This is a genomic window from Nocardia otitidiscaviarum NBRC 14405, from assembly GCF_000308635.1.
Classification (GTDB): Bacteria; Actinomycetota; Actinomycetes; order Mycobacteriales; family Mycobacteriaceae; genus Nocardia; species Nocardia otitidiscaviarum.
This window is the reverse complement of sequence record NZ_BAGD01000044.1, coordinates 1-12,491: the sequence shown is the minus strand read 5'-3', so window position 1 is coordinate 12,491 and position 12,491 is coordinate 1. Positions and strand designations below refer to the sequence as shown.

General features: G+C 69.3%; 9 protein-coding genes and 1 pseudogene. 5 read left to right on the top strand and 5 right to left on the bottom strand.

Going from position 1 to position 12,491, the window contains the following annotated elements; translation table 11 throughout:
• Positions 1–17 precede the first annotated feature (17 nt).
• The gene (locus ON31_RS07710) at positions 18–758 is read left to right on the top strand and encodes an ABC transporter ATP-binding protein (RefSeq protein WP_039810904.1); all 741 of its coding nucleotides are present in this window, start codon (positions 18–20) and stop codon (positions 756–758) included.
• A complete protein-coding gene (locus ON31_RS07705; RefSeq protein WP_081592286.1) occupies positions 755–1,543 on the top strand; it encodes an ABC transporter permease in 789 nt (262 codons plus the stop codon). The genes ON31_RS07710 and ON31_RS07705 overlap by 4 nt, the downstream gene beginning before the upstream one ends.
• A 90-nt stretch (positions 1,544–1,633) precedes the next feature.
• Here ON31_RS07705 and ON31_RS07700 read toward each other — a convergent pair whose 3' ends face one another.
• Positions 1,634–3,382, bottom strand: a complete 1,749-nt coding sequence (locus ON31_RS07700) for an ABC transporter ATP-binding protein (RefSeq protein ID WP_039810901.1) — start codon at positions 3,380–3,382, stop codon at positions 1,634–1,636.
• Positions 3,379–6,000 carry an ABC transporter ATP-binding protein/permease gene (locus ON31_RS07695; RefSeq protein WP_039810899.1) on the bottom strand — a complete coding sequence of 874 codons (2,622 nt, stop codon included), beginning with the start codon at positions 5,998–6,000 and terminating at the stop codon, positions 3,379–3,381. Before ON31_RS07695 ends, ON31_RS07700 begins: the two co-directional genes overlap by 4 nt.
• A 238-nt stretch (positions 6,001–6,238) precedes the next feature.
• Between ON31_RS07695 and ON31_RS36550 the strand changes: the two genes are divergently transcribed.
• Positions 6,239–6,412, top strand: a complete 174-nt coding sequence (locus ON31_RS36550; protein ID WP_157533610.1) for a hypothetical protein — start codon at positions 6,239–6,241, stop codon at positions 6,410–6,412.
• On the opposite strand, the gene ON31_RS07690 is transcribed toward ON31_RS36550, so the two are convergent.
• From ON31_RS07690 to ON31_RS07680, 3 genes are all read right to left on the bottom strand, one after another.
• Complete coding sequence (locus ON31_RS07690) at positions 6,409–7,209, bottom strand: ESX secretion-associated protein EspG (RefSeq protein ID WP_051036967.1); 801 nt, start codon at positions 7,207–7,209, stop codon at positions 6,409–6,411. The two genes, ON31_RS36550 and ON31_RS07690, sit on opposite strands and share 4 nt — an antisense overlap.
• Complete coding sequence (locus ON31_RS07685; RefSeq protein WP_039810897.1) at positions 7,206–8,960, bottom strand: hypothetical protein; 1,755 nt, start codon at positions 8,958–8,960, stop codon at positions 7,206–7,208. Before ON31_RS07685 ends, ON31_RS07690 begins: the two co-directional genes overlap by 4 nt.
• Positions 8,961–9,123: 163 nt before the next feature.
• Entirely contained in the window at positions 9,124–11,355 is a 2,232-nt protein-coding gene (locus tag ON31_RS07680; RefSeq protein WP_063821447.1) for an MMPL family transporter, read from the bottom strand.
• 99 nt (positions 11,356–11,454) lie between these two features.
• Here ON31_RS07680 and ON31_RS07675 point away from each other — a divergent pair, with 99 nt between their 5' ends.
• Positions 11,455–12,069, top strand: coding sequence for a TetR/AcrR family transcriptional regulator (locus tag ON31_RS07675; RefSeq protein WP_218007294.1), 615 nt, complete (start codon positions 11,455–11,457; stop codon positions 12,067–12,069).
• A gap of 207 nt (positions 12,070–12,276) precedes the next feature.
• Positions 12,277–12,491, top strand: a pseudogene (locus ON31_RS07670) (MFS transporter); the annotation flags it as partial.

The window sequence follows — 12,491 nt, the reverse complement described above, 5'->3', positions numbered from 1 at the left end:
CTTTTCAGGACTCCCCTATGATCACCGTTCGCGGCGTATCCAAACGCTTCGGCGACACCGTCGCCGTGGATGACGTCAGCTTCGAGGCCGAGCCGGGGGCCATCACCTATCTGCTCGGCCCCAACGGCGCGGGCAAGACCACGGTCATGCGCATGATCGCCGGGCTGGCGCGGCCGAGCTCCGGGTCGATCACCATCAACGGCAAGACCCTGCACGACTTCCCGAACACCCTGCGCGAGATCGGTTTCAGCCTGGGCGCGTTCGCCCGCAACCCGCAGCACACCGCCACCCAGCACCTGCTGTGGCAGGCACGGCTGGGCGGGCTGCCGACATCGACGGTCGGCGCGGCGCTGGAGCGGGTCGGACTGGAACGGGTCGCCGGGCGGCCGGTCGGCAAGTTCTCCTACGGCATGTTGCAGCGGCTCGGCATCGCCTCGGCCCTGCTGGGTGATCCGCGGACCGTCGTACTGGACGAGCCCGCGAACGGCCTCGATGTCGAGGGCATCCTGTGGCTGCGTGAGCTGGTCGTCGGCCTGGCGGCGGAAGGCAAATGCCTGCTGGTGGCCTCGCACAATCTCACCGAGGTGGAGATCACCGGAACGCGGATCGTCATCATGGGCAAGGGCGCGGTGCTGTCCGATACGACCAAGGAAGAACTGGTGGCGAAGGGATCCGAGCCCCGACGGCTGGAGTCGGCGTACATCGACATCACCAAGGGCAGCGTCGAATACGCGGCGGCCGGAGGTGCGAGTCTATGACGATCACCTATCTGATCCAGGCCGTGCGCAGTGAGCTGGCGAAACTGTCGTGGCGCAGCTCCGTCTGGTACTCGGTGGTGCCGCTGGCCGTGCTGATTCCGGTCGCGATCAATTTCGGCATCGCCAAGGCCACCCAGTCGAACGCCTTCCGGGGCGCGGGCGGTATGGACACCAACAACGCCGCCTACTGGATTCTCATCTTCTCCACCTTCATCCTCATGTCGGCCGGAGTGTCCTCGCTGAGCGCGGAATTCAAGGACCGCACCGCCGAAACGGCCTTCGCGATCCAGCCGCGGCGCTGGATCCTGCCGGTGGCGAAGCTGATCGTGTTCGGCGCGATCTCGGCCGTCACCGCCGGGCTGACCACCTTCGCACTGCTCGCCGGATTCCCGCGGCTGTTCCCCGAGATCTGGGGCGAGGTCGACGCGTTCTCCGCCGACGGCGTGCGCCTGCTCATCGCGGTGCCGGTCTTCGCCCTGCTCATCTGCGCACTGGGACTGGGACTCTCGGCGCTGGTACCCAAGCCGGGACTGGTCGTCATGATCGTGCTGCTGTGGAAGTTCGGCATCGAGGTGTTCGTCACCTTCATTCCGGGCGATCTGGGGCTGCTGCTGCAACGGCTCTCGCCGTTCAAGAACGGTGAACTCGGCGTGGGCCAGCTGGCGACCATCGAGAGCTACTTCGGCGGGCAGAACGGCTCGCTGGCGTACTTCGCGATCCTGTGTGTGGTGATCTTCGTGGTAGGCACGGTGCGACTGTCCGTCGCCGACACGCGAAGCGAATAGACCAGCCGCGCGCGCATACGAAAGGCCGCCCTGCCGGAACCTCGAGGTTCCGGCAGGGCGGCCTTCGTCTGTCGCCGAATCGGCTGTCGTTCAGACGCGTTCGGCGGCGGCGATGCGCCAGCCCGCCGCGTTCTCCTGATGCGCCCAGAACTCCGCGAACCGCCCCGAGGCGTCCAACAGCTCCTGGACCGTACCGTCCTCCACCACGCGCCCCTCCTCGAGGAACAGCACCCGATCCGCGCCCGCGATGGTGGGCAGTCGGTGTGTCACCACGATGCGGGTGCGGCCGCGCGGATCGTTACCGATGGCGGCGACCACGGCGGCCTCGTTCTCCGCGTCGAGGGCGCTGGTGCCCTCGTCCACGAGCAGCACCGACGACTCCTTCAGCAGCGCGCGGGCGATCGAAACCCGCTGTCGCTCACCGCCCGACAGCGCGGTGCCCTCATCACCGACGAGGGTGTCCAGGCCGTCGGGCAGGCGGTCGGCGAAGGCGTCCACCCGCGCCAGGCGCAGCGCGGTGGCGAGCTGGTCGTCGTCCGCGTCGGGGTTGCCCGCTAACACGTTCTCCCGGATCGTCCCCGCGAACAGGTACGGCTGCTGGAACACCATGCTGGTATCGGCCGGGCGGTGCGCCGCGTCCACCGACGCGCGGTCGACGCCGCCGATCCGGACGCTGCCGGAGGTGGGCGTCTCGAGGCCGGACACCAGTGCGAGCAGGGTGCTCTTGCCGGAGCCGGACGGGCCGACGACAGCCGTGGTCTGCCCGGCGCGGAATTCGATATCGAGGCCGTCGAGCACCGGCGCGGCGGTATCCCCGTAACCGAAGCGGACGCCGCGCAGTTCGACCGCGGCGGGCTCACCGGTGACCCGTTCCACCGCCGACGCCCCGGCCGGTCCGCCCGCGTCGAGGACGGTCCGGATGTCGCGCAAGGCGTTTCGGCTCGTCTCCACGGCGGAGGCCAGATCGCCCATGGCGGCGAACGGTTCCAGGAAGCGGACCACGACCACGATGAGCGCGATGGCCTCCGGAATGCCGACGGTGCCGCGCACCGCCAGCCAGGCGGTGGTACCGGCCAGCAGCAGCAGTGCGATCTGGCTGGCCAGGCTGAACAGCACCTGGCCGGGAATGTTCAACAGCAGCAGTCGAACCGTCGCGCCGTGCTGCGCGGCCAGCGCCGCACCGGTCTGGCTGCGTTCGGGTTCCACCCGCCGGGCCGCGCGCAACGCGGCCTGGGTGCGGGCGAATTCGAGTATGCGTTCGGTGAGCGCGCTGTTGGATTGGGCCGCCACCCGATCGGCGTGCCGGGTGATGCGCCCGGTCGCCCACAGCGCGCCCAGCAGCAGCGGCACCGCCAGCAGCGCGACCACCGCGAGCTGCCAGGCGATCGGGATCAGTGCCACCGCGATGGCGATCGGCAGCAGAATCGCCTGGATCACCGGGGTCACCAGGTAGCCGACCAGCCCCACCAGATCCGGTCCGGTGGTGGCGATGGCGCGGCGGGTGGTGGCCGCGTTGTCCTCATCGAACCAACGCAACGGGATCCGTGCCACCTGCGTGGAGACATCACGCTGCGCGTGGTCGAGAATCGTGAAGCCGAGATCGAAGCCGACCCGGGAGGCGATGGAGTCCACGATCCAGCCACCCGCCACCGCGGCGGTCAGCAGCGCCACCCAGCGCCAGGCATCGGCCGGGGTGTCGCCGAACAGCGCGGCGACCAGCGGCACCACGAATACCACCGCGATGGCGCGCAGGATGGTTGAGATGACGGTCAGCGCGAGGTAGCGGGCCACCAGGCCGCGCTGTTCGGCGGGCAGCAGCATCAGTACGGTGCGCGTCATCGCACGGTCTCCTTCACATCGGCGGCGACGGCTCCGGCCTGCCACAACTGCTGGTAGCGGCCTTCGGCGGCGAGCAGTTCGCCGTGGGTGCCGGTCTGGGTGATGCGGCCGGACTCCAGCACGACGATCCGGTCGGCCGCGGTGACGGTGCGCAGCCGGTGCGCGATCACCAGCACGGTGCGGCCGACGGCCAGGCGGTCGATGGCCTGCTGCACCAGGTATTCCGATTCGGGATCGGCGAAAGCGGTGGCCTCGTCCAGGATCAGCACCGGGGTGTCGGCCAGTAGTGCACGAGCGATGGTGAGGCGCTGCTTCTCACCGCCGGACAGCGTGGTGCCCGAACCGAGTTGGGTCTCGTAGCCCTGCGGCAGCCGCAGAATGCGCTCGTGGATCTGGGCGTCGCGGGCGGCCCGTTCGATGGCGTCGTCGGAGGCGTCCGGGACGGCGAGGGCGATGTTCTCCCGCACCGTGCCGCGGATCAACTGGGTGTCCTGGAAGACGAAGCCGATGCGGGTGTACAGCTCGTCGGGGGTGAAGGTGGTGATATCGCGGCCACCGACCCGAATCGAACCGCTCTCGATGTCGTGGAAGCGCGCCAGCAGTGCGGCCAGGGTGGACTTACCGGCCCCGGAGGGTCCGACGAGCGCGGTGACGGTGCCCGGCTCCAGGGTGAGCGAGATGTTCGCGACCACCGGGACGCCCGGACGGTAGCCGAAGGTGACGTCGTCGAATTCGACATGGCCCGGCTGCCGCTCGGCCGACGCGGTAGCGCCGCCGCGCACCTCGAGTTCGGACTCGTCCAGGGCCACCTGAATGTGCTGGGCGGCGAGGCGGCCCTCCCGCAGACCGGACAGGCCGTAGCCGATGCCCAGCAGGCGCGAGCCGAAGGTGGTGCCCAGGAACAGGAACGGCAGCAGGTCGACCGGGTCGATCCGGTCGGTCACCACGAGCGCGGTGCCCACGGTGAGAATGATCCACAGGAACGTGACCGGGCGGGTAATGAGGTCCATGGCGGACTTCTTGCCCACGAACGGGCGCTGCCAGTTGTCCAGGAAGCGGATGTATTCGTCGAGGCTGCGCCGGAACGGGGAAGCGGCCGCGCCGCCGAACACGCGGATCACCGGCTGGCCGTCGAGGTAGGAGGTGGCCTCGGCGTTCATGCGCTCGGCCCAGCGCTGCGACTGCATGATCTTGGGGCCCGAGGACGCCATCATGGTCAGCATGGTGAAGACGTAGCCGAGCACCGGGATCAGCAGCACCAGCGCCAGCCGCCAGTCCACCCAGAACAGGTAGCCCAGCACGGCCAGCGGCGCGACCACCGCGGCGACCGCGTCGGTGACGGCGTGGGTCACCAGGTAGTGCAGTGACAGGGTGTCGCCGGTGATCAGCTTGTTGATCTTGCCGGAGCCGCGGGCGGTGAACCAGCCCAGCGGCAGCCGGGCCAGCTTGCTCAGCAGACGACCGCGCAGATCGCGGCTGAAGCGGGCGTCCACGGTGTGCAGCCACAGTTGCAGGGCCGATTCCAGCACCGCGCCGACGGCGAACAGGCCCAGCGCCCACAGGCCCACCGACCACAGGGTCGATTCGTCGCTGCCCGCCAACAGTTCCCGGGCCAGTTCCACCAGCAGCACGAAGGGGGCGAGCTGAACCAGGGTCACCAGGATCTGGAGGATGCCCGCGACCCACAGCTTGGCGCGGATATCGGCGAACAGGCGGCTGCCCGCCTGGGAACGCCAGCGTCCGCGCGGGGCCGCGGGGGTCTCGGCGGCGGGCGCGCTCGGGGCGGCCGGGGTTTCGACGGCCGGTTCGATGACCGTCACGGTCTCCTCGACCGGTGTCGCCTCGGCGGCGGCCTGCGCCCGCTCGGAGCCGTCGCGCTCCTTGCCCATGGACCGACCGTGCACCCAGTACGCCTGGGCGTAGACATCGCTCTTGGGGAAGCCGAAGTCGTCCTTCAGGCGCGCGCGGATGTGCTTGAGCGACTTGGACTCCGGGCCCGCCCACGCGTACCAGTTCGACCAGTCGCGGGCCTCCAGGGCGGCGGCGAGGGAGTTCTCGGAGGTGCGGGGCACCCAGTGCACCCGGGCGCGCGGATGCTCGGTGAGCGGAATGAGCAGGTCGTCCTCGTGGTGCTTCTCCAGGTACACCTCGATCGCCACCTGCGGCGGCACGGCGGCCAGAATCGAGTTGATGGCCGGAATCGAGGCGGAGTCGCCGATCAGCAGATATCCGGCGGGCAGATCCTCGGGGATCGGGAAGCCCTTGGAGCCGAACGAGGCCACCTCGACCATTTCCCCGCCCCGCACCCGGCAGGCCCAGGCCGAGGCCGGACCGGCGGGTTCGTGCAGGACGAAGTCCACGGCGAAGCGCCCGGTGTCCAGATCCGCCTCGGCGATGGTGTAGCCGCGCTGGAATTCGGCGTCGGAGCCCTCCGGATCCGGGAACCAGATCCGCAACCAGGCGGTCGGTTCTAGAGTGATCTCCTCGAAGAGGCTGGGCGAACTCAGCCAGACCCGCAGCATGCGCGGTGTCGTCTGTTCGGTGTCGAGTACCGTTGCCGTGTGGTACTGAACGCCGAAGCCGCGTAGCACCGCCCCCTGAAACCCTCTGCGCGCCATTATCGCCTGTCCTCCGATCGATGTGCGGCGGAGGCGGCCCCGCGCCAGCGCCGGCCGCACGGTCTCTCAGCTGGGGTTCCCACCTCCGACTTTGGGTAGCCTACACATACTTGGCATGCTCCGGAGTCCCAGACGGCCGCCGATTCCACCGACAAGATCGAAGATTCGACCCGGCCGAAATCGGGTACCCCCCGCACAGCGAGCCATCGTGGAGTCGAACCGAACCCGGAGGCCGACGATGATGTCGAACAAGCGGACCGAATTCCGCTCGCCCAACACCGAGATGGCCGTCACCCGCGCCGAACGGCCACGCCCCAACCGCTCGGCCTGGGGTCACACCCGCTTCGACGCACAGATCGCGCGACTACGCCAGCAAGCCCTGGCGGCCCGGGACGAATCCGACCGCTCCTAGCGAGGCCGCTGCGCGAGGGACCGGCGTTCGTCGATGACAGCCGCCGCGACCTCGGCGATCTCAGCACCGATCATGTCCGCGAACACCCGGGCGTCCGCGGACCGCGCCACGGTGGGCGGTCCGGGGACGATCACATAGCGGCCGTCCCCCGGTAGCTCCCGCCAGCGCAGCAGACGGCTCACGCGTCCGCGCGGACCGAAACCCGATACGCCCTGCGCCACCTCGACCCAGCCGACACGCGACGGCGCTGTCGCCACGAACCGCCGGGCGATATCCAGTTCGGTGTCCTCATACGTTTCCAGGGCGCGGTAGCGCTCGTGGCTGTAATCCAACCCGTCGGACAGCACATCCAGCACCAGCCGTGGCCGACGACCCGGCGGCGCCTCCGGCAGCGCCGCCACCACCGCATCGGCCAGTCCGGCCGGATCGCACTCGGCAATGGTGAATCCGGCGCTGTGATCGACGGTTTCGCCGGGCAACTGCCGCAGCAGGTACGCCTGCCCGCTACGGAGAATCCCCAACAGCCGAATACTGCTCGCCGGATCCTTCGGAATACGGGCGTCGGCCGCGCGGACGGCGATGCGGATTTCCGGCCGCGCCACCATCCGCAGCACGTCACGGACCTCGGGCGACACGCTGTGCCGCAACCGCTCACGCGTCCGGGCAAGCTCACGCACGTAGTCGTCATGCAGGGGGATGCGGCTGGTGAACACGAACGGATGCGGTAGCTCGTCCTCGTCGTGCTCCGACCACAGCGCCACGAACTCCAGATCGCCGAAGGTCCAGTCGGGTGTCATTCGTCCAGCACCGGCCGGGAGACGATGAGCGGCGCCCCGAGGCCCTCCTCGAGATGATGGGCGCCCTCCAGATGGACCGGCCGCTTGTGCGCGCTCCCATCCTTGTTCGCAGTGCCGCCGTGCGCACCCGCCGCGCCCGGGGTACCCGGAATCCCGGCCATCGGCGTCGCCGCGCGCGTGGACGCGGCGGGAATGTCCGCCGGCGGGGTGGCGCGCGGGAACAGCCGGGCCGACTGCGCCGGATCGCGCACCGGGGACGCTCCTCCCCCGCCACCCCCGGCCCGACCGCCCGTCGAACTGCCGGAAGGCCCCTTCACCGCGGCATCGGTGGGTCGCGCCGAGATCGGCGAGGGGTCCACCCGCCCCGGACCAGGAATGCCCGACAACGCGCTCTGACCGGCGGTGAGCGCCTGCTGGGCGGATCGCAGTGCGCTGTCGGCCAGTTGGCTGGAAGTGTCGGCCCCGCGTGGCGCGGTGGCGGCCTCGGTGACACCGTGCGGCGCGGTGGCGGACTGCCCCTGCACGCCCGGCCGTAGACCCCGGGCGTCGGGGTACCGAGGAGTGGGCGTCGACATCGGCACGACCGGCTGCCCGGTGCTGACGGAACCGGGTATCGCGGCCCCGACACCGGCCGCCGCGGGAGCCGCACCACCAGCACCCCCCGCCCCGGTGCCGCCGGAGCCACCGGACTGTGCGGGAGGATCGATACCGGGCAGCGAAACCTGCGGTTCGGGTAGAACGGGCAGCCTCTCCATGGACCAGGGCAGGCCGATGATGTAGGTGTCGCGCATATTCCGCCGATACTGCGGGGTCGGATCCGTGGCCACCTGACCCGCGAGAATGTCACCACCCGAGTCGATATCGCCGATATCCCCGGCGGGATTGCTCGGTTGCTGCGGCATGCTGACCCGGGTCGCCTCCAGCCAGCCCGAGGTGTAGGCGAGATTGTCGCCGACCAGGTACATGCTGTCCCACAGCGCCGACATGTTCTGCGCATAGGTGTGCACCGACGTCGTCGCCGCGTCGCCGCCCGCACCGCGCCAGTTCTCGGCGGTGACCGAACCCATCCGATTGACGAAATCGGTGTAGGTCTCCCGCAACTGACCCGCCATCCACGCCCAGATGCCGGACCAGTCCGCGGTTCGCTGTGCCGACGACGACACGGCGATGCTGTTGCCGAGCTCGTAGAGATACCCATAGGTCTTGCCCGCGGCGCTCTCGACCTCGAACACCGGCGTATCGAAGGAGTCGTGTGCCCCCAGGCGTTCGGTCGGCGGCATGATGCCGTGTGCGGTGCCCGCTTCCGGCATCACGTACCGGCCGTCGTGCGCACCCACGATCGGGGTCGTCTCCGGCGGGCGACTGGACAACTCGGCGGGACGCTGTGGTGCCGATAGGTTGTCGAAGATGTCGGCGTTCTCGCCCTCGGCCGCGGCGTAGCTGCGTCCGGCGGCGATGAAGGTGTCCACCATGTCTTCGAGGATGTTGATATGACGCCCGAGCAGGCGGTGCAGGTCACTGCCCTTCATCGCGAATCGGGACCCCAGGGCGGAGCCGGACGACAGATTCGACAGCGGGAGGTCCGTCTCCACCTGTTCGGCGACCAGCCGAAGGGCGAGCAGCTCGCCGATCACCTCCGAGGCCAGTTCGGCGGCCTCGTACGCGACGTCCGGTTCGAATTCGAGTTGCCCGGTCTGTGCGCGCTCGCGGAGCACCGGCCAGGGGTCCGTGGGGTTATGGATCTCGCTCATATGATCGCTCTCCTACCGGTGATCGACCGGACATCGCTCGGAATCGCTGTGCACGAGCAGATTTCGACCCCATCGTGCGGCGTGCCCGGCCCGCCCACCAGGGCGTCCCCAACCTGGGCTGGGGATGCCCTGGATGGACGACCGACCGCGCCCCCGCATCGGCCTATCCGACCGGCATCGACGGCTGGACCTCTGCCCGCGCGGGCATCGCGGGCGCGTCACCGGCATGGGAATCGAAGCGGGCGGCCAGTTTTCGCAGCGGTGCGGGGGCCCACCAGTTGGCGCGACCGGCCAGGCGCATGAAGGCCGGTACCAGGACGGCTCGGATGAGCGTGGCGTCGACGATGATGGCCACCGCCGTGCCGATGCCGAGCATCTGGAGGTACATGACGCGGCCGGTGGCGTAGAGCGAGAAGGAGACGGCCAGGATGACCGCGGCGGCGGTGATCAGCGGGGCGGCGCGTTGCAGGCCCTCCAGGACGGCGCGGCGGTTGTCGCCGGTGGCGCGGTAGCGCTCGGCGATGCGGGAGAGCAGGAACACCTCGTAGTCCATGGACAGGCCGTAGGCGACGCAGAACAGCAGGATGGGAAAGGCGGGGTCCAGGGTGCCGATCGGGGTGAAGCCGAGAAGCGTTGCGAGTGCGCCGTTCTGGAATATGAACACCAGCGCACCGAACATGACCGACAGGCTGAGCAGGTTCAGCACAATGGCTTTCAGCGGGATCAGCAGGCTGCCCGACATCAGAAACACCAGCACGAAGGTGACCACCGCGATGAGCACCGCGACCAGGGGGATGCGGTCGGTCAGCGTCGCGCGGAAGTCGGTGAGTTCGGCGGGATAGCCGCCGACCAGCACGGTGTCGAACGGTGCGGGGACCGCGCGCAGCTGTGCCACGAAGCCGGGGACGTCGGTGCCCGCGAGCACCTCCCGCAGCGGAACGGCCTCCAGCCGGGCGGCGGTGTCGCCGACGAATCGTTCCGGATGCGGCACGGCGCGCACCTCGCGGCCGTCCACGAAGACACCGGCGGCCGAATTCACCTGCGCCACACCGTCGATGCGGGACAGCTCGACCGCGTACCGGGCGATGCGGTCCGCACCGACCCGCCGCCCGTCCGGTGCGACGAAGTGGATGGCGTCATTGGCTTCGACGGCGAAGGCGGCGCGCAGTTCGTCGTACGCCTGCCGGGTCGAGGCACTGGGCGGCAGCACGCGATCATCGGGCAGGCCGATCCGCATACCGAGCGCGGGTGCGGCGAGGACGGCGATCAGCAGCAGACCGGCGATCGAGAACCGCACCGGGTAGCGCATGACCGCATCACCGAAGCGATACCAGAAGCCGCGCTCGGTCTCGGCGCTGGCGCGGGGGCGACGCGGCAGCGCGCGATGACCGATCACGGCCAGCGCCGCGGGCAGCAGCACCAACGCACCGAGGCAGGCCATCAGCACCACCAGCACACCCGCGTACGCGAACGACCGCAGGAACGAATACGGGAAGACCAGCAGCACCGCCAGCGCCGCCGCGACCGTCGCGCCGCTGAAGAGCACCGTGCGCCCGGCGGTGCGCACCGAGGTGATGACGGCATCGGAAACCGTTGCACCCCTGCCGAGTTCCTCGCGGAACCGGGTGATGACGAACAGGCTGTAGTCCACGCCCAGGCCGATCCCCATCACCAGCGTGATATTCGCCGCGAAGGTCGAGACGTCGGTGCGGGCGGCGACCCCGCGCAGCGCGGCGAGGGTGGCGACGACCGAGAATACGCCGACGCCCAGCGTGCACAGGGCGAGCCGGGTGCGGCGGAACATCAGCAGCAACAGCAGCAGCATCACGGGCAGGATGATCATCTCGGCGCGCAGGAAGTCCTGCGCGGCCTGGGCGCTGATCTGGCCCGATGCCGCCTCCGCGCCCGCGACCTGAACCCGCACGACATCGTCGGCCCTGGTGTACGCGGGCAGCAGCCGATCCACGATCTCGGCCCGCGCGGTGGTGGCGTCGCCCGCGACGTGAGCGAGGACCACCGCCTGCCGTCCGTCCGCGCTGCGCATGGTCGGGTCGCCCTCCTCCGACCAGTACGACCAGGCATCGGCGACAGCGGGGTCGGTGCGCAACTCCGCGGTGAGTTCACGCCCTGCGTCGGCGACGGTGGCATCGTCCACGCCGCCCGCGACAGCCGTCACGAGCAGAATGAAATTGGCGTTGCCCGTGTGGAATTCGCGCTGTAAGAGCTCCTGCGCGCGCACCGATTCGGTGCCGGGAGCCTCCCATCGGTTCAGGATCATCGCACCCATCGCGCCCGCGCCGATCACCGCCAGCACGATGGTGAGCAGCAGCCCCGCGGCCAGGACCGGCCGGGGTCGATGAGCGAGAAGGGTGCCTAGTCGGTGCAGTACAGGCATGGGTGGACTCCGTCGGTCTGCTAGCCTCAGCGAATACGAGAGAGCTCTCGTGTTTTTGAAATTACGAGAGGTCTCTCGTATTTGTCAACAGGAGGTGTGGTGCCCGAAGCCCGTTCCGTCCGCCGCCAGGAGCGCGGCAGGCAGCGCATGTCCCTCATCCTGGACGCGGCACTGGAACTGTTCGGCGAACTCGGCTACGAGGCGACCTCGACCAATGCCATCGCCACCCGCGCCGGGGTCTCCCCCGGTTCGCTCTACCAGTTCTTCGCCAACAAGGAGGCCATCGCGGAGGCCCTCTCGACCCGACTGGTCGACGCCTTCCGCGCCGCACACGCCTCCGCCTTCGACCGCACCGACCTCGCCGAACTCCCCCTCGACGAGCTGATCGATCACCTACTGGACCCGCTGATCGCCTTCAACCTCGCCCACCCCGGCGCCAAGGCCCTGTTCACCAACCCCGATATGCCCCCCGCCCTCGCCCAGGGCACCAAACCCCTCCAGGACGCCGTCCTCGGCCGCGCCGAATCGGTCATCACCACCCGCTTTCCCGACCTGCCGACCACCGACCGCCGCCGCGGCGCCCTCATCGCGGTCCAGATCGTGCGGGCGACCATGCCCGCCATCGTCGCCGCGACCGAACCCGAACGCGCGGCCCTGATCCGCGAGACCAAGCGCGCCCTGCGCGGCTATCTCGCCGAACTCGCTCGCCACTGAGGCGGCGGCACGTTCTCTCCGGTATGGCCGATCGGATCGCACCGATTCGGACATATTCGGCGGCGATTCCACCGACACTGGGCTAGGGACGATGGTCATCAAGGTCGAAACCCACCGCCTCTGCTGAAGATCTCAGGGTTCGGCCGATGCTCGAGGTACCGTCGAAACGGGCGGCATCGATGACACGACCGGATGTGGGATGTGGCGATGAGCGCAGCCGAAGAGAACCTGAAAACACCTGCGACAGAACTAGTTCCGGTCGCGGACGACTCCGAGTCCACGTCGGCTCGGGCACTCCTGATGCTGACGGTGGCGACGGTCGGGTTCGCACTGAACTTCTGGGCGTGGGCGCTGCTGAGTCCGCTGGGACCGTCGTTCAAGGAGTCATTGGGTTTATCCTCGTTCGCGCAAGCGGCGCTGGT

Coding starts and splice junctions, on each gene's coding strand:
- ON31_RS07705 (WP_081592286.1), top strand. CDS start 755: ATGACGATCACCTATCTGATCCAGGCCGTGCGCAGTGAGCTGGCGAAA.
- ON31_RS07710 (WP_039810904.1), top strand. CDS start 18: ATGATCACCGTTCGCGGCGTATCCAAACGCTTCGGCGACACCGTCGCC.
- ON31_RS07685 (WP_039810897.1), bottom strand. CDS start 8,960: ATGAGCGAGATCCATAACCCCACGGACCCCTGGCCGGTGCTCCGCGAG.
- ON31_RS07700 (WP_039810901.1), bottom strand. CDS start 3,382: ATGACGCGCACCGTACTGATGCTGCTGCCCGCCGAACAGCGCGGCCTG.
- ON31_RS07690 (WP_051036967.1), bottom strand. CDS start 7,209: ATGACACCCGACTGGACCTTCGGCGATCTGGAGTTCGTGGCGCTGTGG.
- ON31_RS07695 (WP_039810899.1), bottom strand. CDS start 6,000: ATGGCGCGCAGAGGGTTTCAGGGGGCGGTGCTACGCGGCTTCGGCGTT.
- ON31_RS36550 (WP_157533610.1), top strand. CDS start 6,239: ATGATGTCGAACAAGCGGACCGAATTCCGCTCGCCCAACACCGAGATG.
- ON31_RS07680 (WP_063821447.1), bottom strand. CDS start 11,355: ATGCCTGTACTGCACCGACTAGGCACCCTTCTCGCTCATCGACCCCGG.